The following is a 23,826-nucleotide window of genomic DNA, read 5'->3' as shown; positions in this document are numbered from 1 at the left end:
CATCCATTCTGTCGAGAGAAAAACATGAAGCTGGGAAGTCTCAAGGAAGGCGGCCGCGACGGTACGCTCATCGTGGTAAGCCGCGATCTGACCAAGGCCGTCAAAGCGAGCGGCATCGCCAACACCCTCCAGGCCGCACTCGACGACTGGTCGAACAGTGCGCCGCGCCTGAATGCGCTGTACGAGCAGCTCAATGAAGGTCAGGCCAGCGGGAGCTTCGCACTCGACATGAGCCTGCTGGCATCGCCGCTGCCGCGTGCTTACGAGTTCGTCGACGGCAGCGCCTATCTGCCGCACGTCGAGCGGGTGCGCAAGGCGCGCGGCGCCGAGGTGCCGGCCAGCTTCTACACCGATCCGCTGATGTATCAGGCGACCAGCGCGGGCTTTCTCGGCCCGCGCGATCCGGTGATCGTGCCCAGCGAGGACTATGGCATCGATCTGGAAGCCGAAGTCGTGGTGGTCACCGACGATGTGCCGATGGCGCCGACCGCCGCGCAGGCTGCCGAACACATCCAACTGATCGGGCTGGTCAACGACGTCAGCCTGCGCGGGCTGATTCCCGGCGAGCTGGCCAAGGGCTTCGGCTTCCTGCAGAGCAAGCCACGTTCGGCCTTGTCGCCAGTACTGGTCACGCCCGACGAACTCGGCGATGCCTGGCAGGGCGACAAGCTGCACCTGCCCATGCGTACCTGGTTGAACGGCGCCTGGTTCGGCGAGGCCGAATGCGGCGTGGACATGCAGTTCAGCTTTGCCGAACTGGTGGCGCACGCGGCAAAAACCCGGCCGCTGACCGCTGGCACCATCGTCGGTTCGGGCACCATCGCCAACCAGGACACGAGCAAGGGCGCCTCCTGCCTGGCCGAGCAGCGCACCGTGGAAACGCTGCGTGACGGCGAAGCAAAGACCCCCTTTTTGAAGTTCGGCGACAGCCTGCGGATGGATGTCACGGATGCCGCAGGGGCCAGCATTTTCGGCGCCATCGAGCAACGTATCGCGCCGCTGAAACCATGATGCGGTCGGACTGACCCAGCGCGCGGCGGTCGGGATAGGCGCGGGTCGCGCCGACGCGGTATCGTGACGGTTCCTTCCCCTTCGTTCTCTTCGTTCAAGGAAAACCTCATGTCTCAAGTCACTCTCCGCGGCAACCCGGTCAAGGTCGACGGGACCTTTCCCACCGTCGGCAGCAAGGCACCGGCATTCAAGCTGGTCGGCAAAGATCTTGCCGATGTCACGCTGTCCAACTTCAGCGGCAAGCGCAAAGTGCTGAATATTTTCCCAAGCGTCGATACGCCGACCTGTGCCACCTCGGTGCGCCATTTCAACGAGTCCGCCAGCCAACTCGACAACACTGTGGTGCTTTGCATCTCGGCGGACCTGCCGTTCGCACAGGCGCGCTTCTGTGGCGCCGAAGGCCTGGATAACGTGGTGACGCTGTCCACGCTGCGCGGCCATGAGTTCATCAACAACTACGGCGTCGCTCTGGCCGAGGGTCCGCTGGCCGGCCTGACCGCGCGGGCTGTAGTGGTGCTGGATGAGCAGGACAAGGTGATTCACACCGAGCTGGTCGGCGAGATCGCCAACGAGCCGAATTACGAGGCGGTGCTTGCCGTACTGAAGTAACCGGCGGTTGCTCCGCATGTCGTCGCTCCAAGAAAAAAGCGCCTCATGGGCGCTTTTTTCTTGGTCAGTTTGAAGCCCAATTACTTGGCGACAACCCGTACCATTTCCAGGCACTTGTTCGAATAGCCCCACTCGTTGTCGTACCAGGACACCAGCTTGACGAAGGTCGAGTCCAGCGCGATGCCGGCGTTGGCATCGAACACCGAGGTGCGGGTTTCGCCGCGGAAATCGGTGGCGACCACGGCGTCTTCGGTATAGCCCAGCACGCCCTTCAGCGCGCCTTCGCTCTGTGCCTTCATTTCGGCGCAGATCTCGGCGTAGGTGGCCGGCTTTTCCAGTTCGCAGGTCAGGTCGACCACGGAGACGTCCGAGGTCGGTACGCGGAAGCTCATGCCGGTCAGCTTCTTGTTGAGTTCCGGAATCACCACGCCCACGGCCTTGGCCGCGCCGGTGGAGGAAGGAATGATGTTTTCCAGAATGCCGCGGCCGCCGCGCCAGTCCTTGGAGGACGGGCCATCGACGGTTTTCTGCGTCGCGGTGGTGGCGTGCACGGTGGTCATCAGGCCGCGCTTGATGCCCCACTTGTCGTTGATCACCTTGGCCAGCGGGGCCAGGCAGTTGGTCGTGCACGATGCATTGGAGATGATCGCTTCGCCCTTGTAGCTCTTGTCGTTGACGCCGTAGACGAACATCGGCGTGTCGTCCTTCGACGGCGCGGACAGGATCACCTTCTTGGCGCCGGCATCGATATGCTTTTGCGCGCCTTCCTTGGTCAGAAATATGCCGGTGGATTCGATCACCACCTCGGCGCCGACTTCGTCCCACTTCAGCGCGGCCGGGTCGCGCTCGGCGGTGAGGCGAATTTTCTTGCCGTTGATCACCAGCGTGCTGCCCTCGACCGACACGTCGCCCTTGAAGCGGCCGTGCACGGAGTCGTATTGCAGCATATACGCCAGGTAGTCGGGTTCCAGCAGATCGTTGATGGCGACGATCTCGATGTCGTTGCCGAAGTTCTGCACGGCGGCGCGCAGTACGTTGCGGCCGATGCGGCCGAAGCCGTTGATGCCTACCTTGATCGTCATTGCTGGAAACTCCCGCGCGCAGCGCAGCTCGTTGAATGAACCCCGGATTCTAACAGGGCATGCGGGCGAGGCCACCTGCCTGCCGAAAGAACGTACGGGTCGAGAGCTGTCATGCGCCTGTGGCAGACTTCTCAGCCCGTCTGTTGCCATCGTGGTCGAACTTCATGAACCTGCGTCCGAATTGCCTTGTCGTCGCTGCCTGTGCTGGCCTGCTCGGCCTAGCCACGCCTTTGGCCATGTCCTGGGGCCCTGAAGGGCATGCCATCGTGGCGGATATCGCTCAGGCACATCTGGACTCGGCCGCCGCGGCCGAGGTGGCGTCATTGCTGAAGCTGGAGGGGCTGGACCGGTTGGATCAGATTTCCTCGTGGGCCGATGGCAACCGCAAGGAGTTTCCGCACACCGGCACCTGGCACTACGTCGATATTCCCCTGAAAGCCGAGCGCTACGATGCCGCACGCGATTGCAAAGAGGGCAATTGCGTCGTCGCCAAACTCGATGAAAACGTCCACGTGCTGGCCGACAAATCGGCCTCGCCGCAGGCGCGGCTGCTGGCGCTGAAGTGGGTCGTGCATCTGGTTGGCGACATTCACCAGCCGCTGCATGCCGAAGACAATGACGACAAGGGCGGCAACACCGTGCAAGTGCAGTTTTTCGGTCAGGGTACCAACCTGCATGCCATGTGGGACGGCGGCATTCTGCGCCACGCGCTCAACCTGCAGCCCGGGCCGAATTACAGCTTCGATCACGCGGCGGTGCAGGCCGATGCGATGACGCTGGACGCGGCTATCTCGCCAGCGCAGCGTGCGAACTGGGCGACGCACAACCTGTTGCCCCAGATTGCCGATGCTTCGATCGTCTGGGCCGACGAGTCGCACATGCTGGCGCGGAACTTGGCTTACATGGATATCGACAAGCCGTCCGGCGAGGCGTGGTCGCAGCGCTATCAGCAGAAGGCGTGGCCGGTCGTTCAGACCAGGCTGGAGCAGGGCGGCGTGCGGCTGGCCGAGGTATTGAACGAAGCGTTGGACTGACGGGAGAAACGTGACGTCGTGACCGAGTGACGTGTCGATTCGCTAAAAGCCTCTGTAGAGCGGCGGCTGATATTTTTTCTCACCTGCATTTATGAAAAGCCACGAAAAGTCTGGGTTGCGGTGCTGCATCGTGGTAACGCCGGACCGAAATTGCTAAGTTGTGCGGATGACTAACGAACTTATCCAGACTCGCCGCACCAAGATCGTCGCCACCCTTGGCCCCGCCACCGATGCACCCGGCATGCTCGAACGCATCATCAGCGAGGGCGTCGATGTGGTTCGCCTCAACCTCTCGCACGGCCAGCCGGACGATCATCGTGCACGCGCCGCGGCGGTCCGCGAAGCGGCCGCGAAAGTAGGCAGGGAGGTCGGCATTCTGGCCGATCTGCAGGGTCCGAAAATTCGCATCGAGCGGTTTGCCAACGGACCGATCGAGCTGCAGACGGGTGCAGCTTTCGTGCTTGAATGCCGACCCGATGCGGCTCCCGGCACGATCGACCATGTGGGTGTCAGCTACTACGGCCTGCCGCACGACGTGCATGCCGGCGACGTGCTGTTGCTCGACGACGGACTGGTCGCGCTGGACGTGATCAGCGTGCAGGGCGCGGACATTCACTGCGTCGTGCAGATTGCCGGCAAGCTGTCCGATCGCAAAGGCCTCAATCGCCAGGGTGGCGGGCTTTCGGTGGAGGCGTTGTCGGACAAGGATCGCAACGACATCAAGCTCGCGGCCGAGATCGGTGCCGACTTTCTGGCCGTGTCGTTCGTGCGCTCCGCCGCGGACATGAATCAGGCTCGCCAGCTGCTGCACGAAGCCGGTGGCAATGCTGCACTGGTGGCAAAGATCGAGCGCGCCGACGCGATTCCCGTGCTGGGCGAAATCATCGACGCGTCCGATGTGGTGATGGTGGCGCGCGGCGATCTGGGCGTAGAGATCGGTGACGCCGAATTGCCCGGCCTGCAGAAAAAGATCATCCGCGAATCGGTGGAGCGTAACCGCGCCGTGATTACCGCGACGCAGATGCTGCAGTCGATGGTGCGATCGCCGATTCCCACCCGCGCCGAAGTGCTCGACGTGGCCAATGCGGTGATCGACGGCACCGATGCGGTGATGCTGTCGGAGGAGACCGCCGCCGGTGCCCATCCGGACAAGGCCGTAGCTGCGATGCGCCGTATCTGCCTCGGTGCCGAACGCCAGTTCGAACCCAAAGACGATCTGGCCGGCCAGGGCCGCACGATCGATCGCACGGATCAGGCGATCGCGCTGGCTGCCATGCTGCTGGCCAGCGAGCTAGGCGTGCGGGCCATCGTCGCGCTCACCGAAACCGGTGCGACGGCGCAGTGGCTGTCGCGCTATCGCAGCGCCGTGCCGATCTACGCACTGTCGCCGTTCGACGATGCGCGTCGCCGCATGCTGATGCTGCGCGACGTGCAGCCGGTCAAGTTCAACCATGTGGGGTTGACCAGCGCATCGTCCGCGCGGGCGGCCGTGCAGCAGCTGTTCGGCGCGGGCAAACTGAGTGAGGGCGATCGTGTCGTGCTCACCCACGGCGACCACGTCGGCCGCGGTGGCGGCACCAACACGCTGAAGCTGCTTTCCGTGGGTGCCGAAGGCATGGTCGAGAGTCTGCGCGATCTTTGATGAATGGGGCGCTCGATCTTTATGCCGGCGGTTTCGCCAGGTATCGAAGACGCGACTACACTTCGAGTATCAGCTTGTCCCGCGCCCATTCAGGAGATCGCCATGAAATCGATATTTTGCCCGCTTGGTAAAGGCCTTTTGTTGGCACTGGCACTGGGGAGCGCCGCGCCGGTGATGGCGCAGGCGCGCAGGCTGGACCCGGAGCACCTCTCGCACGATTGGATTCTGCTCAATACCAATGTGCAGATGAATACGCCCAACAGCGGCCTGAATCTGGACAAGCCCGGTTGTGTGGCGGTGACTTACACCGTGGGTTCGGGTGGCGTGCCGATGAACGTGAAGGTGGCCAAGGTCGTGCCGCGCAGCGATCTGGGTCCGGCGGCGGCCAGTGCGGTGGCCAATTTCCGCTACGGGCCGTCGCTGACCAACCGCCAGGGTGATCCGGTGGATACCTATTACGTCGTAGCGTTCAATTCCCCCGACGACAAGGCCAAGCGCCAGGCGCTGACGGATGCCTGCAAGCTGCCGGGTTACGGGCAGTAATCAGCTAAGCCGAGCCGCAAAACCCCGCCGGCGAATTGCGCGCGAAGCCTTGATACGGCGCCTGCAGGTCGGTTTTGCCGATCTGGCCTATAATTGATGTTTTGAACCACGCCGCTTCGATCCCGAAGCGGCGGTCTTTTTTGCGGTCCCGCATCGCCTTCGCACTACGGAGTCAGCATGAGTATTGAAGATCTCGAAAGCATCGCCCTGGCAATGGTCGCGCCCGGCAAGGGCATTATCGCCATCGACGAGTCGACCAACACGATCGCCAAACGCTTCGACGCCGTGGGCATCGAAAATACCGAGGAAAATCGTCGCGCCTACCGCGAATTGCTGCTGACCACGCCCGGTCTGTCCGAGCATATTTCCGGTGCGATCCTGTACGACGAGACGATCCGCCAGTCGACCAAGGACGGCGTGCCGTTTACCCAGATCATGAAGAAGGCCGGCATCATTCCCGGCATCAAGGTCGACAAGGGCCCGCAGCCGCTGGCCGGTTTCCCGGGCGACGTCGTCACCGAAGGCCTCGATGGCCTGCGCGAGCGCCTGCAGGAATACGCCAAGCTCGGCGCGCAGTTCGCCAAGTGGCGCGCCGTGATCAACATCAGCGAAGACAACCCCAGCTCCAGTGCGATCGAAGCCAACTGCCACGTGCTGGCACGCTACGCCGCGCTGTGCCAGGAGGCGGGCATAGTGCCGATGGTCGAGCCGGAAGTGATCATGGACGGCGACCACAGCATCGAGGTGAGCTACGAGGTGCACGAGGCCGTGCTGCGCAGCCTGTTCAACGCGCTGTACGAGCAGAACGTGATGCTGGAAGGCACCATTCTGAAAGTCAGCATGGTCATTCCCGGCAAGGATTCGGACGAGCAGGTCGATGTCGAGGAAGTGGCCGAAGCCACCGTGCGCGTGCTCAAGACCACCGTGCCGGCTTCGCTGCCGGGCATCGTATTCCTCTCCGGCGGTCAGACGGATGAGCAATCCACTGCGCACCTCAATGCAATGAACCGCATCGGGCCGCATCCCTGGCCGCTGTCGTTCTCGTACGGTCGCGCCATGCAGCAGGCGGCACTGAAGCTGTGGGCCAAGGACATGAAGGCGAATTACGTCGAAGCCCAGAAGACCGTGCATGCGCGAGCACGCGACAACGGCTTGGCCGCCTTGGGCCAGTGGCACGCCAAGTAGCCGAGCGCTTCTTGTCGAACGCGATAAAAAACGGGCGCTTTGGGCGCCCGTTTTTTTTACTGCTTTCAGAAAGCGCGTCGACGATACCCGACGCGCATCGAGAGCTTCTTTTTAGAAGCGGTACTCGGCGCTGGCCGTCAGCGTATTGGTGTCCAGACCCACGCGCGTGCCGGCGATCTGGCCGTTGGTCAGGCTCGGGTCGCGGTTGATGCCGTAATAGGTGTAGTTCACACCCACCGACCAATTCCGGTTGATGTCCCAGCCCGTTCCCAAACCGGCGTAGTAGCCGATGTTGTTGGAGAAGCTGCGACGCACCGGGAACTGCGTGTCTTCCGACAGTGCCGAGCCGTGCGCGTCAAACACACCGCCGCGCAGGTTGATGTACCAGGCCTGCGTGAGGTTCAGGCGCATCGCGCCGCCCAGGGTAGCGCCGCGCAGGTTCGAACGTGCACCACCGATGCTGCCACCGTTGGCCAGATAGTTCTGGTTGACATCGGACTTGGCGTCGAACTTGCCCAGATACACGTAACCCAACTCGGCACCGACCGACATGTCAGGGCTCACGGCCCAGCGGTAGCCGCCAGTCAGCGCGCCGGCATAGTTGGCCTTGCGGTAGGTCTGGTTGTCGTTGGCGCGGCTGGTGCCGAGATCACCATCGATATACCAACCGGAATGGGACTTCCAGCCAGCCTGGGTGCTGCTGTCGGTGGAAGCATCTTGCGCAAAGGCGGCAGGAATGGCGAGGACGCCGGCTGTGGCGAGTGCGATGGCAAACAGTGTCTTTTTCATGGGGGCGTACTCCTAACTTTTTTGGGTCCGTCCGCGCTGCCGGGGGTTCGGCTGGCGCAGACGTCGCACCTGCTCTGGGCGGTGCTGGCGTATTAGATGGGAGTGCACCTGAAGAGTTTCAATACCGTTAAGTACATAATTAAGCCGGCGTTAATGTCAATATTTTTTAAGGCTTTGTAGCCAATTTCTTGAGGCGGTCGAGCAGTTCAGGCTGATGGCAATGCGAGGTACGGGAGATCATGAACAGGCTCTTAGGCATCCAAAAAAAACGGGCGCCTGTGGGCGCCCGTCAATATCATGTGGTTCGTTCTTTAAAGCGTTTCAAAACACAGCTTAGAAACGGTATTCCGCATCCAGCGACACGATGCCGGTGGTGCGACGGACCGCAAAGTCCGAGTTCGTCGGCGTGTCGTGAATGTTGCCGGCCGACACGTGGTAGTAGTCGTACTTCACGCCAATGCCGAAGTGCTCATTGACATCCCAGCCGGTGCCCAGGCCGGCGTAGAAACCGCCACGATCGCCGCCGTGGAACAGGTCCTGGCTCAGCGTGTCGTTGTAGGCGCCGCCGTTGTTATTGGCATGGAAGTAACCACCGTGAGCGCTGATGTACCACTGCGGCAGCAGGTTGATGCGGCCGTTGACGCCGGCCACCCAGCCGCGCAGGGCATTCTCGCGGTTGCTCTGATTGACCGAGCCATTGCCGCCACCGATATTGCTCAGCTTGTAATTGCCCAGATCGGTGTAGCCGGCTTCCAGACCCAGACCGAGATCCGGGCCGACCTTCCAGCGGTAACCGCCGAGCAAGCCGTAACCCGTGCGGCGGCCGTTCCTGTTGCTGAACAGGCTGCCGGAGCCGTTGCTGAAGCCGCTGCCGAAGTCGCTGTTCTTGCTGTAGCCATCGGTGCGTCCGGCGCTGAGGTCGACAAACCAGTTGCCGCTGCCGACAGCCTGGCTGGACTGATAGTTGCCGGTGGCAGGGGCCGCGGCGTCTTGCGCGAAAGCGGGCGCAGTCACCAGGCCGGTCGTCACGAGGGCAAGGGCGAGTAGTGTCTTTTTCATGGGAAGCTCCTTTCTTGAATTCTTATGCTTGGTTTAGGCAACTACCCGTCGAGCGCCTGGGGATGCGTTCAACGGTGGTGCGCGGGGATCGCACAACACGCATTTAACACTTGGAAGTCTGAAGCCAAGCGATATCCGATTCGGAGAAATTAAGGATGAGTTAATTCGCTAATTTTTTGTTGTCGTGCAGCAACATGCACGTGCAGCGGGCGTGACGGTGGCTGACCAAGCGGCGCGGTTTGCAAATACGCGCGCAGCGGGTCGGCGACAGCGCACGGCCGATCGGCGACAATTCACGTTTGCCGAATCTTCTGGAGATCTGCCGATGACTAGCCGACGCGAACTGGCCAACGCCGTGCGTGCCCTTGCCATGGATGCCGTCGAGGCCGCCAATTCCGGCCATCCGGGCATGCCTATGGGCATGGCCGATATCGCCGAAGTGCTCTGGAACGACTTTCTGCAGTTCAATCCAGGCAACCCGAAGTGGGCCAATCGCGATCGCTTCGTGCTTTCCAACGGCCACGGCTCGATGCTGCAGTACGCGCTGCTGCACCTGACAGGATTCGATCTGCCGATCGACCAGCTCAAGCGATTCCGCCAGCTGCATTCGCATACCGCCGGGCATCCGGAGTTCAACGAAACGCCGGGCGTGGAAACTACAACCGGTCCGCTCGGACAGGGCTTGGCCAACGCTGTGGGTTTCGCTTTGGCGGAGAAGGCGCTGGCGGCGCACTTCAATCGCCCAGGGCATGCGGTGGTTGACCATCATACTTACGTCTTCCTCGGCGACGGTTGCCTGATGGAAGGCATTTCGCACGAAGCCGCTTCGCTGGCCGGTACCTGGAAGCTCGGCAGGCTGGTGGCCGTGTATGACGACAACGGCATCTCGATCGACGGCGAGGTACATGGCTGGTTTACCGACGACACGCCGGCGCGCTTCGAGTCCTACGGCTGGAACGTGATCCGCCACGTCGACGGCCACGATGCCGAAGCGATCAAGCAGGCGCTTGCCCAAGCCACCTCGCAGCACGACAAGCCGACCCTGATCTGCTGTAAAACCATTATCGGCTTCGGCGCACCGAACAAGCAGGGCAAAGAAGAAAGCCACGGCGCCGCGCTAGGCAAGACCGAGATCGCCGCGGCCCGCGAGCAGCTCAACTGGCATTACGCACCCTTTGAAATTCCCGCCGACATTTATGCCGGCTGGAATGCGAAAGAGGCCGGTGCCAAGCGCGAACAGGACTGGAACACGCTATTCGACGCCTACGCCGCGGCGCATCCTGAACTGGCGGCCGAGCTGAAGCGTCGCCTCGCCGGTACGCTGCCGGCCGACTGGGCGGAAAAATCGGCCGCCTATGTGGCAAAGGTGCAGAGCGACGGCCCGGAGGTCGCCTCGCGCAAGGCCTCGCAGATGACGCTGGACGCGTTCGGCCCGCTGTTGCCGGAACTGCTCGGCGGCTCGGCCGACCTGGCCGGATCCAACCTGACCAAGTGGAAGGGCAGCGTCGACATCAGCGAGAAGGACGGCAACTACGTGCACTACGGCGTGCGCGAGTTCGGCATGACCGCGATCGCCAATGGCGTGGCCCTGCATGGCGGCTTTATCCCGTACGACGCCACGTTCCTGGTGTTTTCCGACTACGCGCGCAACGCCGTACGCATGAGTGCGCTGATTCCGGCGCACAACATCCACGTCTACACCCACGACTCGATCGGCTTGGGCGAAGACGGCCCGACCCATCAGCCGGTCGAGCACATGGCCAGCCTGCGCTACATTCCCAACAACCATCTGTGGCGGCCGTGCGATGCGGTGGAGTCGGCGATGTGCTGGAAGCTGGCGATTGAGCGCGCTGGTGCGCCGAGCTGCCTGATCTTTTCCCGGCAGACGCTCAAGCATCAGCAGCGCAGCGAGCGGCAGGTCGCCGACATCGCGCGCGGCGGCTACGTGCTGTCCGATCCGCTCGATACCCAGTTCAAGGCCATCATCATCGCCACGGGGTCCGAGGTGGAGCTGGCGATGGAAGCGATGCGCTCGTTGGCGCAGCAGGGCGTGCCCGTGCGCGTGGTTTCGATGCCGTGCGCCGAGGTCTTCGATGCGCAGCCGCTGGAATATCGCGAGGGCGTGCTCCCCGGTTGGTGCCGTGCGCGCGTGGCGGTGGAAGCGGGTATCGCCGACTACTGGCGCAAGTACGTCGGCCTCGATGGCGACGTGATCGGCATGACCACCTTCGGTGCCTCCGCACCTGCCGCGCAGCTTTACGACTATTTCGGCATCACCACGCCCAAGGTCATCGACGCGGTGAAGCGGGTCGTCGGCTGAGCTCGATGAGCGAGCCGACCAAGGAGCCTTTCCTGATTTTCGGCGCCCCGAAGATCGGCGAGGAGGAAATCGCCGAAGTCGAGGCCTGCATGCGCTCGGGCTGGCTCGGCACCGGTCCGCGCGTCGCCCGGCTGGAAAAGGATTTCGCCGCCTACCGGCGCGTGCAGGCCAGCCAGGTCGCCGCGGTCAATTCATGTACCGCGGCTCTGCACGTGAGCATGGTGGCCGCGTCGCTGGAGCCGGGCGCCGAAGTGATCACCACGCCGTTGACCTTTTGCGCCACGGTCAATGCGATTTTGCATGCGGGGTTGTCGCCGGTGATGGCGGACGTCGATCCGCGCACGCAGAACATCGATCCGGCCGCGATCGAGGCGGCGATTACGCCGCGCACGCGGGCCATCGTGCCGGTGCATTTCGCCGGCCGGCCGTGCGACATGGACGCGATCATGGCGATTGCCGCCAGGCACGATCTGGTGGTGATCGAGGATTGTGCGCACGCGATTGAAACCGAGTATCGCAGCCGGCCAGCCGGCACTTTCGGCGACTTCGGCTGCTTCAGTTTCTACGTCACCAAGAATGTGACCACCGGCGAGGGCGGCATGATTCTGGGGCGCGACGAGGAGCGTATTGCGCGGGCTCGGATTCTCGCCCTGCATGGTATGAGCAAGGACGCATGGCATCGTTTCGGCGACGCCGGCTACAAGCATTACCAAGTCGTCGAGTGCGGTTTCAAATACAACATGATGGATCTGCAGGCGGCCATCGGCCTGCATCAGCTGGCCAAGGTCGATACGCACTGGCAGCGCCGACGCGAGATCTGGGCGTTTTATCAGCAGGCGCTGGCGGATCTCCCGCTGGAATTGCCCTCGGAGCCCGACGCCGACACCCGTCACGGTTTCCATCTGTACACGGTGATGATCGACGCCGCACGCTGCGGGGTGACGCGCGATGCATTTCTCGACGCGATGAACGATGCGCGTATCGGCACCGGCGTGCACTACCTCTCGGTGCCCGAACACCCGTATTACCAGCAGCGTTTCGGCTGGCGCCCCGAACAGTGGCCGCACGCGATGCGGCTGGGCCGGCAGACAGTCAGCCTGCCGCTGTCGCCGGGCTTGAGCGATGGCGACATCGAACGCGTTGTCGCCGCGGTGCGGCGCATCGTCGGCTGACGTTGCCTCTGAACTAGCGTGGTATTGAGCCAGGCGGCTGCGGGGCGGCTCAAAGACGTCCCAGCTACTGGCCCTTCATTCCTCGCTACGCTATTACCGAGCCCGCGCCTTCAGCGCCGTGACCGCCGGCAATTCCTTGCCTTCGAGGAATTCCAAAAACGCGCCGCCGCCGGTGGAGATGTAAGAAACGTCTTTGGCGATGCCGTATTTTTCCACCGCTGCCAGCGTGTCGCCGCCGCCGGCAATCGAGAACGCCTTGGACGCCGCGATCGCTTTCGCCAGCGTTTCAGTGCCCTTACCGAAGGCGTCGTACTCGAACACGCCAACCGGGCCGTTCCACACCACCGTGCCCGCCTTGGCAATCAGCTCGGCGTAGCTCGCGGCGGTTTCTGGTCCGATGTCCAGAATCATCTCGTCGTCCTTGACCTGATGCACCGGCCTGATGGTGGCGGTGGCATTGGCCGAGAACTCCGTCGCCACGACCACGTCGACTGGCATCGGCAGGTCGACCTTGCGACGCTTGGCGTCGGCGATGACCTTTTTGGCGGCGTCGATCAGGTCGGGTTCGCACAGCGAGTTGCCGATCGAATGGCCTAGCGCGGCGATGAAGGTATTGGCGATGCCACCACCGACGATCAGCTGATCGACCTTGCCGATCAGGTTTTCCAGCAGGGTCAGCTTGGTCGACACCTTGGAGCCGGCGACGATCGCCAGCAGCGGATGCGCCGGATGTTCAAGCGCCTTGCCCAGCGCGTCGAGCTCGTCGCACAGCAGCGGGCCGGCGGCTGCGATGGGCGCGAACTTGATCACACCGTGCGTTGAGGCCTGCGCACGATGCGCGGTGCCGAAGGCATCCATGACGAAAATGTCGCACAGTGCGGCATAGCGTTTGGCCAGCGCCTCGTCGTCCTTGCCTTCGCCGACGTTCATGCGGCAATTTTCCAGCAGCACCACTTCACCGGCAGCCACCTCGACGCCATCGAGATAGTCCGCGACCAGCCGTACCTCGCTGCCGAGTTGCTTGCTCAGCCACTCGGCGACCGGTGCGAGCGAAGATTCGGCGTCGAAGCGGCCTTCCTTCGGCCGACCCAGGTGCGACAGCACCATGACGCGCGCGCCGGCGTCGCGCGCCGCGACGATCGTCGGCAGCGAGCTTTCCAGGCGCTGGGTGGAGGTCATATGGCCGTGGTCGTCGATCGGCACGTTCAGATCCTCGCGAATCAGCACGCGCTGGTTGCGCAAATCAAGGTCGCTCATGCGAATAACGGACACGGCGTAACTCCGGTGAAGGTTGAAAGCTGAGGTTGGAAAGAGAGCGCTGAACGGCTGTTCAGCCGGCTATTGTCGGCCGCCGCGGAAGTCGATGCAAACCGATTCGATGCATGCGCGTCTGGAACGGGGCTTTATCGACGCCCGCGCTTGGCTACACTGCGCCTTTGGGAGGGCGGCCGGCAATGACGACGATGGGCTTTGTGCTTTACGACTATTGGCGCTCCAGCGCGGCCTATCGCGTACGTATTGCGCTGAATCTGAAAGGACTGAGCTACGCCTCGCGTCCCGTGCATCTGGTTCGTGACGGCGGCGAGCAGCATTCGGCCGATTACCAGGCGATCAATCCAAGCCAGCTGGTTCCCTCGCTGCTCGACGGCGAGCGGGTCGTCACCCAGTCGCTTGCGATCATGGAATACCTCGACGAAACGCATCCCGAGCCGGCGCTGCTGCCGGCCGATGCGCGGGGCAGGGCGCGCGTGCGGGCGCTGGCCATGACGGTGAGCAGTGACGCCCATCCGATCGGCAATTTGCGCGTTTTGCAATATTTGCAGTCGACGTTCAATGCCGACGAGCTGCAGCGTGCCGATTGGTCGCGGCACTGGATCGCGGTGAGCTTCACCGCGCTGGAAACCATGCTGGCCAACAACGCGGCGACCGGCCGTTACTGCCACGGCGACGTGCCGGGCATGGCCGACGCCTGTCTAGTGCCGCAGTTCTACAATGCGCTGCGCTGGAAGCTGTCGCTGGAGCCCTACCCGACGCTGCAGCGCATCTACGACGAGTGCAGTGCGCTGGAAGCGTTTCGGCGGGCGGCGCCCGAAGCGCAGCCGGATGCGCCGGCTGCGGCGCCCGCTTAACGCAGGTTCGGCTGCGGTCGCAGATGCGGACTGCCGCAACAATCCGAACCTGGAAGCAGGCTCCTCAAAAGCCCATGCCGTATGGGTCGTTGCCGGCCAGTTCCTGGTTGTCCGTACCGCCTTCGGCCAGTCGAATCTTCAGCGACAGGCCATCGCGCGAATCGGACTTGTTGAGCGCTTCCTCCAGCGACACCCGGCCATCCTTGTACAGCCGGTACAGAGACTGATCGAAGGTCTGCATGCCTTCCTGCAGGCTGCGATCCATCGCCTCCTTGATTTCGTGGATCTGGCCGCGGCGGATCATGTCGCGGATCAGCGGCGTGTTCAGCAGCACCTCGGCCGCGGGAATGCGCCGGCCGTCCTTGCCCACCACCAGGCGCTGGCTGATCACGGCGCGCAGGTTCAGCGCCAGGTTCATCAACACGTTCTTGTGCGAGGCCTCGGGGAAGAAGTTGAGGATGCGCTCCAGCGTCTGGTCGGCGTTGTTCGAGTGCAGGGTGGCCAGGCACAGGTGGCCCGTTTCGGAAAACGCGATCGCCGCTTCCATGGTTTCGGTATCGCGGATCTCGCCGATCATGATCACGTCGGGCGCCTCGCGCATCGCGTTTTTCAGCGCCTCGTTGTAGCTGTGCGTGTCCAGGCCCACTTCGCGCTGGTTGACGATCGATTTCTTGTGCCGATGCAGATATTCGATCGGGTCTTCGATAGTCAGAATATGGCCAGGCGAATGGATATTGCGATGGTCGATCATGGCCGCCAGCGTGGTCGATTTGCCCGAACCGGTGGCGCCGACGACAAGAATCAGCCCACGCGGCTCCATGATCAGGTCGCGGAAGATATTCGGCAGCTGCAGTTGATCGACGCTGGGAATCTCGCTCTTGATCGCGCGAATCACCATGCCCACTTCGCCGCGCTGCTTGAACACGTTGATGCGGAAGCGGCCCGCCTCCTTCACGGCCAGCGCCATGTTCAGTTCCAGCGTGCGCTCGAACTGCGGCACCTGGCCCTCGTCCATCAGCGAATAGGCGATCTTCTTGACCATGCCGGCGGGCAGCCCGGTATTGCCCAGCGGGTAAAGCCGGCCCTCGACCTTGATATTCACCGGTGCGCCGGTGGTCAGGAACATGTCCGACGCACCTTTGTCTACCATCAGCTTGAGGAAGTAACCGATATCCACGTCTAGCCCCTGTTAGGAATGCGCCGGTTACGATGATCGCCTGATTCGACCTTGCGTAATCTCACGCTATGTAGCCATTGTGCGTGTAAATGATGCATCAAGGCGACGCGTCGAGAAATTGCGCGTTGCAATCATGGATTATGCCCGCCCACAATACGTCGCGACACTCTATGAGGAATGTGATGGTGCACATCTTTTTCCGAACGGCTGGTTCTACGAGCCGCCTTCCGGCAGCCACGGCGCTGTTGGCCCTGGTCTTTGCTTTGGGCGGCTGCGCTTCCGCGCCGCCGCCGAATGACTCGATGAACGAGGCGCAGGCTCGTCTGCAGAGCGCGCGCGATGCCGGCGCGGCGGATTACGCGCCGGTCGATCTGGGTTTTGCCCAGGACAAGTTCCAACAGGCGCAGGCGGCATTCGCCAATCGCAAATATGCCGACGCGGAAAATCTGGCCGAAGAATCCCGCGCCGACGCCGAGTTGGCGACCGCCAAGGCGCGCCTTGCCGCGGCACGGTCGCAGATCCAGAACAAGACGCAGGAAAACGCCAGCCTTCGCGCCGAAGGCCAGCAGGTGGTAGCGGCGGCTGCGCAGCGCGAACAGCAGGAACAGGCCCAGCTACAGCAGCTCCAGCAACAACAACAGCAGCAACAGGCCGATCCGGCCGGCGCGACATCGAGCAGCATCCCGACGCCGCCGCCGCCGGATATGCCGGCGCCGTCTTCGTCAACGCTTTCCCAGCCTTCGCAGGGTGGCGGCTTCCAGACGATGCCAGAACAGCAACAGCAGACCTTGCCCGACCAAACGCTGCCGCAACCAGGCCAGTCGCCTGCGTCGGGTCAGCCAGCGGATTCGAACAACCCCGATACCGGCAACCAGGGAGGCCATCCATGAGGCGTTTCACGGTTACCTTTGCCGCCGCGGCAATGGCCTTGGCCGCCGCCGGTGCGCATGCCAAGAACGACGATATCGACATCAACCGCCTGAACGGCAACCTCGACCAGCTGGCCAGCGATCCTGTACTCGGCAGCTACGCGCAGGCAGAGCAGGCGCGCGCGCGCGACGCGATCAATCGGCTGGCTCAGGCCAAGTCGCGCGATCGCGCGCACGATCTCTATCTGGCCGAACGTCGCGTCGATCTGGCCAGAGCGGCCGCACAGTTGCAGGACGCCCAGGTCAAATCGACCCAGCTGGATCGTGAGCACGATCAGATCCTGCTCGAGAACAGCCGCAACGAGGCCGACATCGCGCAGCGCGAGCTGGAGCGCCAGCGCATGCAGTACCAGCTGGCGCAGGAAGAGTCCGCCCGCCTGCAGCAGCAGGGCGAAGCCGCTTCGCAGGCCGCCGAACAAGCCCGTGCCGAGGCAGATCAGGCGAAGAAGCTCGCTGCTGCCCAGAGCAAGGTTGCCGGTGCCGCCAAGCGTGAGGCTGCGCTGGCCGCGCAGGCGGCCAAGGCAATGCGCTCGCAGATGCAGGGCGACTCGTCGTCGTCCGATACGCCTGCACCGGCGACGCATAAAAAAGCCAAGAAGCCGCCGGCGGACGATCAGCAGTGAAACGACGCGTGGCGGCCTTGTCCGCCACGCAATACCTGTATCGAGCGTTTTCTCGTTGTTGCATGCAGCGCCAGCTTTGGCGGCCTGTATACAGCGTTTGCTTGCGCGCCTGATTCGGCCCAGGCCATATGCCATCCACGCCTCGAAGCGGCCAACTTGCGCGCTCCAGGTGGGCGGAGTACGGTCGAATTCCCATCGCGGCTTTCCCAGTATGGGCAATGCTTGATTTGCTGAAGGTTTGGTTTTGCATCGGTGGTCAATCCAGCCCGCTACCAAACAAGCCGCGGCAGGTATTCCACGCATTGGCGGATGCCCGGTTTCAGGGCATCCGCTCATCCACTCCCAAGGAGGTCGGATCATGTTCGAAAACCAGCATCGCGATGATGTCGAAGCATTGATGAAAACAGACGCCGAGTTTCGCCGGCTCTACCAGCACCATCAGCATCTGGACAGCAAGGTGCACGACGCCGATATCGGCGTACTCCCGATCGACGACGCCACTCTCAGCAGCATGAAAAAAGAGAAGCTGCAGGCGAAAGTGCGGCTGGAGCGCATGTGGGCAGCCAGGGCACCGCTCATCCACTGATTCGCGCTGTGCGCGAGTCATCACATACCGCCTGACTCGACGAAACCCTGGCCGCGGTTCTCCGCGCGACTGGAGAGGCCGGGGCCGCTGCGTTTGGACGCTGCGAGCGGGCATTCGCGTGGCTCGGTTATCATGGCCGTCTTTTCGGGCCGCCGCAGCACGTGTCGGCCCAGCCTTTCGCGGAGTTTTCATGACGGTCCACCAGAGTGTTCTCGAACTGATCGGACGTACCCCGGTGGTGCGTGCGCAGCGGCTGGATACCGGGCTGTGCGAGCTGTTTCTCAAGCTCGAAAGCACCAATCCGGGCGGCTCGATCAAGGATCGTATCGGCCTGTCGATGGTCGAGGGCGCCGAGAAGGCCGGCAAGATCAAGCCCGGCGACACCCTGGTCGAGGGTACGGCGGGCAATACCGGACTCGGGCTGGCTCTGGTCGCGCAGCAGAAGGGTTATCGGTTGATTCTGGTGGTGCCGGACAAGATGAGCCGGGAGAAAATCTTCAATCTCAAGGCGATGGGCGCCGAAGTGGTGCTGACCCGCTCGGACGTCGCCAAGGGTCACCCCGAGTATTACCAGGACATGGCCGAGCGCATCGCGCAGGAAACGCCCGGGGCGTATTTTATCAACCAGTTCGGCAATCCGGACAACCCGGCCGCGCATATTCAGACCACCGGTCCGGAAATGCTCGAACAGATGGACGGCAACGTGGATGCGGTCGTCGTCGGCTGCGGCTCGTCGGGCACCATCACCGGTCTGTCGCGCTACTTCGCCGAGCACTCGCCGCACACCGAGCTGATTCTGGCCGACCCGGTCGGCTCGATCCTGACCCAGTACATCAATGAGGGCACACTCTCGACTAAATCGGCCAGTTGGATGGTCGAAGGCATCGGCGAGGATTTCCTGCCGTCGATCAGCGACTTCACCCGGGTGACCAAGGCCTTCGCGATCACCGACAAGGAAAGCTTTCTGACGGCACGCGAGCTGTTGGCGAAGGAAGGACTCCTTGGCGGCTCGTCCACGGGTACGCTGGTGGCGGCGGCGCTGAAATACTGCCGCGAGCAGACCCGGCACAAGCGCGTGCTGACCTTGGTCTGCGATACCGGCAACAAGTATCTGTCCAAGATGTACAACGACTACTGGATGCTCGACAACGGTTTCCTCGAGCGTGAGCCGCAGGGCGATCTGCGCGACCTGCTGCTGCGTCCGTTCGCGCAGCGAGACACCGTGGTGATCGGCCCGCACGAGTTGTTGATCACTGCCTACAACCGCATGAAGCTGTACGACGTGTCGCAGCTGCCGGTCATGGACGGTCACAAGCTGGTCGGTATCGTCGACGAGTCGGACGTGCTGATGCACGTGCACGCCGACGAGACGCGCTTCCGCGATCCGGTATCCACCGCGATGATGAGCAACCTGCAGATGCTGCCCGTCAGCGAACCGATCGAATCGCTGCTGCCGGTGTTCGAGCGCGGTCACGTGGCGATCGTGGTCGATGGCGATCAGTTTCTCGGCCTGATCACCCGCATCGATCTGTTGAATTATCTGCGGCGCAAGGTGAACTAGCGGCGTTGCTGGCCGGTGCAAGGATGAAAGCTGGCAGCAATGCGCGCTCGCCAAACTCAGTACTTCAAGGGAGCCGCGCGCTCCGTCAAACCATCAAGGTCGCCCATGTGTGGAATCGTTGCTGCCGCCGCCCAGCGTGATGTTGCGCCGCTGCTGATCGTCGGACTGAAGGCGCTAGAATATCGCGGCTACGATTCGTCCGGCGTGGCCGTGCTCGACCACGGCACGCTTCGGCGCGTGCGGGCCAAGGGCAAGGTGCGCGAGATGGAAGCGCTGTATCTCGCCGATCCGTTCCCCGGTGGCACCGGCATTGCGCACACGCGCTGGGCCACACACGGCGTGCCGAACGAAGCCAACGCGCATCCGCATGTCGCTGGACGCGTCGCCCTCGTGCATAACGGCATCATCGAGAATTACGTCAGCCTGCGCAGCGAGCTGCAAGCGGGCGGTCACGTGTTCACCTCGGAAACTGACACCGAAGTGATGGCCGCTCTGATCGAGCGCCATATCCTGCAAGGCATGAATCTGCGCGAAGCCGTGCTCGCCACAGTGCGCAGTCTCGAAGGCGCTTACGCGATCGCAGTGATCAGCCGCGACGAACCCGGCCACGTGGTCGGCGCCCGCCGGGGTGCGCCGCTGCTGGTCGGCCTGGGCATCGGCGAGAACTTTCTCGGCTCCGATGCGCAGGCGCTGATTCAGGTAACCAACAAGATGCTTTATCTCGACGAGGACGATGTGGTCGAGATCACCCGCGACAGCGTGCACGTCTACGGTCTCGACGGTAGCCCGGTTCAACGCGCGGTGCATGAGAGTGAGCTGTCTTCCGATGCGGTGGAGCGTGGCGAATATCGCCACTACATGCAGAAGGAAATCTTCGAGCAGCCGCGCGCGGTGGCCGACACGCTCGAAGCACGCATCGGTCCGAAAGGCGTGCTGCCGAATATCTTCGGCATCGACAGCGACGTGCTGCTGCAGCGCACCCGCGCCCTGCACATCATCGCCTGCGGCACCAGCTATCACGCCGGCCTGGTGGCCAAATATTGGATCGAGGAATACGCGCGTTTACCCGTCAGCGTCGAAGTGGCGAGCGAGTATCGCTACCGCGATGCGGTGGTGCCGGCGGACTCGCTCTTTGTCGCTATCTCGCAGTCCGGCGAAACCGCCGACACGCTCGCCGCGCTGCGCGAGTCACGCCGGCGTGGCTACCTCGGCACACTGGCGATCTGCAACGTGCCCGAGTCGTCCTTGGTGCGCGAAGCGGACCTAAAGCTGATGACGCGCGCCGGCCCCGAAATCGGCGTCGCCTCGACCAAGGCCTTCACCACGCAGCTTGCCGCATTGGCGCTGCTGGCATTGGAGTTGGCTCGCCGCAACGGCTTGGATCCCGATCGCTATGCCAGTCTTTGCACTGAACTACAGCACCTCCCGCGCGCGATCGAAAACGCGCTGAAGCTTGAGCCCGCGATCATGGCGCTGGCCGGCGAATTCATTCATCACGAGCACGCGCTGTTCCTCGGCCGGGGGGCGCAGTATCCGGTGGCGCTGGAAGGCTCGCTCAAGCTCAAGGAAATTTCCTACATCCACGCCGAGGCCTATCCCGCCGGCGAACTCAAGCACGGGCCGCTGGCACTGGTCGACGAAAATATGCCGGTGGTCGCCGTCGCGCCCAACGGTCCGCTGCTCGACAAGCTCAAATCCAACCTGCAGGAAGTCCGCGCTCGTGGCGGCCGGCTGATCGTCTTCGCCGATGGCGCCGCCGGCATGGACGATATGGCCACTTACGGCGCCATGCTGCGCGTCGACGCCGGCGGCAGTTTCATCGCTCCAGCCGTATTTACCGTGCCGCTGCAACTACTGGCTTATCATGTTGCCGTACTGCGCGGCACCGATGTCGACCAGCCGCGAAACCTGGCTAAATCGGTGACAGTGGAGTGAGGTGGATTGAAGTGCCGATGGGGTCTGGCGAGTGAGACAGGCAATACCCGTCCGAGAAATTTCGCATGAGTAAGACGCGCCGCATTTTCGTAGCTGCCGAGAGGGCGGATCGTTGAAAGAGCATGTCGATAGTCCGAATGCTGAGGATTTCCCTTTGCCGGATCAGAAAGCCGGCTCCGCGAACTCCGAAACCGGGATCCCCGAATTCGACGTCAGCTGGCTAGGTCTGGTCGATGCCGGGCTCAGCGGCTGGTATCTAAACGACAGCGATGAAGTATTTCGCGGTGTTCACATCAGCGCCGACGACGTAGTGGTTGATGTGGGCTGTGGCGACGGTGGCGCAGTTTTGTTTTGTGCCCAACGCGGCGCGGAAGTCGTCGCGGTGGATATCGATGCCAATGTCATTGCCGACATTGCTGCCCGCTTGGTGAATTCGTCAGCGAGAGCTCACGCGACCCACGTCAGCGACTCGGATCCGCTGCCGCTGGCCGATGGCATAGCCACTCGCGTGATCTGCTCCGAGGTACTGGAGCATGTCGACGATCCGAGTCGGGTATTGTCCGAACTGGTCAGGATCGGCAAGCCCGGAGCGATCTATTTGCTGACGGTACCCGATCCGTTGCATGAGGCGATGCAGAAACATGTTGCGCCCGATTCTTATTTCGAAAAGCCGAATCACATCCGCATTATCGAAAGAGAGCAGTTCGCCGAGATGGTTCGCCAGGCCGGACTGATCGTCCAGGAACAGACCTATTACGGATTCTATTGGGGTATGTGGTGGGCACTTTTCTGGGCTTGTGGCGTCGAGCTGGGCGAGAGCCATCCCATTCTGGATAACTGGAACACGACCTGGAAAATGGTGCTCAAGACACGGCGGGGGTTGGAGCTAAAGCGGAAACTCGACCAGTTCATGCCCAAGAGCCAGCTGATCATTGCCCGCAAGCCCCAGGTTGATATGTCCCTCTGATCTCCGATGGACGGTGGTTGATCACACTGGCTGAAGTAACTCTGGGTCTTTTCAGGATCGACCGTAGACATCGTCAAAACGCACGATGTCGTCTTCCCCGAGATAGCTGCCCGATTGCACCTCGATCAATTCCAGAACTACCTTGCCAGGGTTGCGCAAACGATGCACGCTTCCAAGGGGAATATAGGTGCTTTCATTCTCAGCGAGCAGGAAAACTTTTTCATCGCATGTCACCTCTGCGGTGCCCGACACCACGATCCAGTGTTCGGCGCGATGATGATGCTTTTGCAGGCTCAGCGCGGCCCCCGGCTTGACCACGATGCGCTTGACCTGAAAACGGTCACGCGATTCTAGTGAGTCGTAGCTTCCCCATGGCCGGTGCACGACACGGTGCAGCGAGTGCTCGGTGCGGCTGGATGCCTTCAGCTGCTCCACGACACGCCTTACGTCCTGTGCCGCGCTGCGGTGGGCGACCAGTGTGGCGTCTGGCGTGGTCACCACGATCAGATCATCGATGCCGACCGTGGCCAGCAGGTGGCGATCATGCGAACGCAGCAGGGAATTATGGCTATCGATGCTCAGCGTGTCGCCTTCGCTCAAGTTGCCGTCGGCGTCCTTTTCCCCGGTCAGCCAAAGTGCTGACCATGAGCCAATGTCGCTCCAGCCGCAACTCACCGGAATAACCGCTGCGCGCAGGGTTTTTTCCATCACGGCATAGTCGATCGAGCGATCCGGCACCAGAGAAAAAGCTTCCTGATCGATCCGCACAAAATCCAGATCGGCCGTCGTCTTCGCGTCGGCGTCGCGTACCGCAGCCAGCATCGTCGGCGCATGCTGTGCCAGTTCCTCCAGGTAACGCGATGCCTTGAACAGGAACATGCCGGAATTCCAGTCGTAGCGTCCATCGGCTAGATAAGACTCAGCTGTCGCCAGATCGGGCTTCTCAACGAATTGCCCCACTTGGTAGCCGTCTACGTTGATCGCCTGCGCACGCCGTATATAGCCGAAGCCGGTTTCGGGTCGATCCGGGCGAATGCCGAAGGTTACCAACCAGCCCTGTTCGGCCAGAGGCGTGGCTTGCCGTACCGCATTCAAGAAGGCGTCCGTGTCGCCGATCAGGTGGTCCGCGGGCAGCACCAGCAGCAAAGGATCGCCGCCGCGCCGCAATGCCTGCAGGGCGCCCAGGGCGATCGCCGGGGCGGTGTTGCGCGCCAGCGGCTCGAGCACGATCGTTGCATTATCGATACCCAGTTCGAGCAGCTGATCCGCGGCTAGAAAGCGATGGTCATCGCTAGCCACGACGATGGGCGCAGCCAGGTCAGGCAGTTGTCGCGTCCGTTGCAGCGTTTGCTGGAACAAGGTGCCCTTGCCGGCCAGGGCGAGAAATTGCTTCGGCAGGTTTTTGCGCGACACTGGCCATAACCGAGTGCCGCTACCGCCGCTGAGGATCAGTGGAATCAACATGGTTGCCGG

At 62.5% G+C, this 23,826-nt stretch carries 22 protein-coding genes; 16 read left to right on the top strand and 6 right to left on the bottom strand.

The features are described 5' to 3' along the window. The first annotated feature begins 24 nt into the window (after positions 1–24). The gene (locus HDE78_RS15765) at positions 25–1,011 is read left to right on the top strand and encodes a fumarylacetoacetate hydrolase family protein (protein WP_179481207.1); all 987 of its coding nucleotides are present in this window, start codon (positions 25–27) and stop codon (positions 1,009–1,011) included. A 108-nt stretch (positions 1,012–1,119) separates the two neighbouring features. After that, positions 1,120–1,620 (top strand): thiol peroxidase, encoded by a 501-nt coding sequence (tpx, locus tag HDE78_RS15760; RefSeq protein WP_179481205.1) that lies wholly within the window; start codon positions 1,120–1,122, stop codon positions 1,618–1,620. Between the two features lie 80 nt (positions 1,621–1,700). On the opposite strand, the gene gap is transcribed toward tpx, so the two are convergent. Continuing rightward, positions 1,701–2,702 (bottom strand): type I glyceraldehyde-3-phosphate dehydrogenase, encoded by a 1,002-nt coding sequence (gene gap / locus HDE78_RS15755; RefSeq protein WP_179481203.1) that lies wholly within the window; start codon positions 2,700–2,702, stop codon positions 1,701–1,703. A gap of 236 nt (positions 2,703–2,938) precedes the next feature. Here gap and HDE78_RS15750 point away from each other — a divergent pair, with 236 nt between their 5' ends. The 4 genes from HDE78_RS15750 to HDE78_RS15735 all read left to right on the top strand — a co-directional run bounded on the left by HDE78_RS15750 (position 2,939) and on the right by HDE78_RS15735 (position 7,106). Beyond that, positions 2,939–3,736 (top strand): S1/P1 nuclease, encoded by a 798-nt coding sequence (locus tag HDE78_RS15750; protein WP_179481201.1) that lies wholly within the window; start codon positions 2,939–2,941, stop codon positions 3,734–3,736. A 166-nt stretch (positions 3,737–3,902) separates the two neighbouring features. Further along, on the top strand, positions 3,903–5,378 hold the full coding sequence (gene pyk, locus HDE78_RS15745; RefSeq protein WP_179481198.1) for a pyruvate kinase: 1,476 nt from the start codon (positions 3,903–3,905) through the stop codon (positions 5,376–5,378). Between the two features lie 102 nt (positions 5,379–5,480). Beyond that, positions 5,481–5,921 (top strand): energy transducer TonB, encoded by a 441-nt coding sequence (locus HDE78_RS15740; RefSeq protein ID WP_179481196.1) that lies wholly within the window; start codon positions 5,481–5,483, stop codon positions 5,919–5,921. A 177-nt stretch (positions 5,922–6,098) separates the two neighbouring features. Then, positions 6,099–7,106 (top strand): class I fructose-bisphosphate aldolase, encoded by a 1,008-nt coding sequence (locus tag HDE78_RS15735; protein ID WP_179481194.1) that lies wholly within the window; start codon positions 6,099–6,101, stop codon positions 7,104–7,106. A 111-nt stretch (positions 7,107–7,217) separates the two neighbouring features. Here HDE78_RS15735 and HDE78_RS15730 read toward each other — a convergent pair whose 3' ends face one another. Next, a complete protein-coding gene (locus HDE78_RS15730) occupies positions 7,218–7,895 on the bottom strand; it encodes an outer membrane beta-barrel protein (protein ID WP_179481192.1) in 678 nt (225 codons plus the stop codon). A 333-nt stretch (positions 7,896–8,228) separates the two neighbouring features. Then, the gene (locus tag HDE78_RS15725; RefSeq protein ID WP_179481190.1) at positions 8,229–8,954 is read right to left on the bottom strand and encodes an outer membrane beta-barrel protein; all 726 of its coding nucleotides are present in this window, start codon (positions 8,952–8,954) and stop codon (positions 8,229–8,231) included. Positions 8,955–9,279: 325 nt separating this feature from the next. Between HDE78_RS15725 and tkt the strand changes: the two genes are divergently transcribed. Further along, a complete protein-coding gene (tkt, locus tag HDE78_RS15720; RefSeq protein ID WP_179481188.1) occupies positions 9,280–11,274 on the top strand; it encodes a transketolase in 1,995 nt (664 codons plus the stop codon). 5 nt (positions 11,275–11,279) lie between these two features. After that, the gene (locus HDE78_RS15715) at positions 11,280–12,446 is read left to right on the top strand and encodes a DegT/DnrJ/EryC1/StrS family aminotransferase (RefSeq protein ID WP_179481186.1); all 1,167 of its coding nucleotides are present in this window, start codon (positions 11,280–11,282) and stop codon (positions 12,444–12,446) included. A gap of 93 nt (positions 12,447–12,539) precedes the next feature. Here HDE78_RS15715 and HDE78_RS15710 read toward each other — a convergent pair whose 3' ends face one another. Next, complete coding sequence (locus HDE78_RS15710) at positions 12,540–13,718, bottom strand: phosphoglycerate kinase (protein WP_179481184.1); 1,179 nt, start codon at positions 13,716–13,718, stop codon at positions 12,540–12,542. A gap of 182 nt (positions 13,719–13,900) precedes the next feature. Here HDE78_RS15710 and maiA point away from each other — a divergent pair, with 182 nt between their 5' ends. After that, positions 13,901–14,575 (top strand): maleylacetoacetate isomerase, encoded by a 675-nt coding sequence (gene maiA / locus HDE78_RS15705; RefSeq protein ID WP_255457857.1) that lies wholly within the window; start codon positions 13,901–13,903, stop codon positions 14,573–14,575. Positions 14,576–14,639: 64 nt separating this feature from the next. Here the strand turns inward: maiA and HDE78_RS15700 are convergent, their stop codons facing one another. Then, positions 14,640–15,752 (bottom strand): PilT/PilU family type 4a pilus ATPase, encoded by a 1,113-nt coding sequence (locus HDE78_RS15700; RefSeq protein WP_179481182.1) that lies wholly within the window; start codon positions 15,750–15,752, stop codon positions 14,640–14,642. Positions 15,753–15,885: 133 nt separating this feature from the next. Between HDE78_RS15700 and HDE78_RS21120 the strand changes: the two genes are divergently transcribed. From HDE78_RS21120 to HDE78_RS15670, 7 genes are all read left to right on the top strand, one after another. After that, positions 15,886–16,050 carry a hypothetical protein gene (locus HDE78_RS21120; RefSeq protein ID WP_255457856.1) on the top strand — a complete coding sequence of 55 codons (165 nt, stop codon included), beginning with the start codon at positions 15,886–15,888 and terminating at the stop codon, positions 16,048–16,050. 4 nt (positions 16,051–16,054) lie between these two features. Continuing rightward, entirely contained in the window at positions 16,055–16,642 is a 588-nt protein-coding gene (locus tag HDE78_RS15695) for a DUF4398 domain-containing protein (RefSeq protein ID WP_255457855.1), read from the top strand. Next, positions 16,639–17,304 carry a hypothetical protein gene (locus HDE78_RS15690; protein WP_179481178.1) on the top strand — a complete coding sequence of 222 codons (666 nt, stop codon included), beginning with the start codon at positions 16,639–16,641 and terminating at the stop codon, positions 17,302–17,304. The genes HDE78_RS15695 and HDE78_RS15690 overlap by 4 nt, the downstream gene beginning before the upstream one ends. Before the next feature lie 358 nt (positions 17,305–17,662). Then, on the top strand, positions 17,663–17,890 hold the full coding sequence (locus HDE78_RS15685; protein WP_179481176.1) for a YdcH family protein: 228 nt from the start codon (positions 17,663–17,665) through the stop codon (positions 17,888–17,890). A gap of 190 nt (positions 17,891–18,080) precedes the next feature. Then, a complete protein-coding gene (locus HDE78_RS15680; protein ID WP_179481174.1) occupies positions 18,081–19,451 on the top strand; it encodes a pyridoxal-phosphate dependent enzyme in 1,371 nt (456 codons plus the stop codon). A gap of 105 nt (positions 19,452–19,556) precedes the next feature. Further along, complete coding sequence (gene glmS / locus HDE78_RS15675; protein ID WP_179481172.1) at positions 19,557–21,386, top strand: glutamine--fructose-6-phosphate transaminase (isomerizing); 1,830 nt, start codon at positions 19,557–19,559, stop codon at positions 21,384–21,386. 112 nt (positions 21,387–21,498) lie between these two features. Then, complete coding sequence (locus HDE78_RS15670; protein ID WP_179481170.1) at positions 21,499–22,353, top strand: class I SAM-dependent methyltransferase; 855 nt, start codon at positions 21,499–21,501, stop codon at positions 22,351–22,353. A gap of 51 nt (positions 22,354–22,404) precedes the next feature. Here the strand turns inward: HDE78_RS15670 and HDE78_RS15665 are convergent, their stop codons facing one another. Further along, the gene (locus HDE78_RS15665; RefSeq protein ID WP_179481168.1) at positions 22,405–23,817 is read right to left on the bottom strand and encodes a mannose-1-phosphate guanylyltransferase/mannose-6-phosphate isomerase; all 1,413 of its coding nucleotides are present in this window, start codon (positions 23,815–23,817) and stop codon (positions 22,405–22,407) included. Between the last annotated feature and the right edge of the window lie 9 nt (positions 23,818–23,826).

Origin of the sequence: Rhodanobacter sp. K2T2 (assembly GCF_013408815.1) — a bacterium.
Classification (GTDB): domain Bacteria; phylum Pseudomonadota; class Gammaproteobacteria; order Xanthomonadales; family Rhodanobacteraceae; genus Rhodanobacter.
Note: the sequence above shows the minus strand (reverse complement) of the source record. Positions and strands in the feature narration are given on the sequence as shown.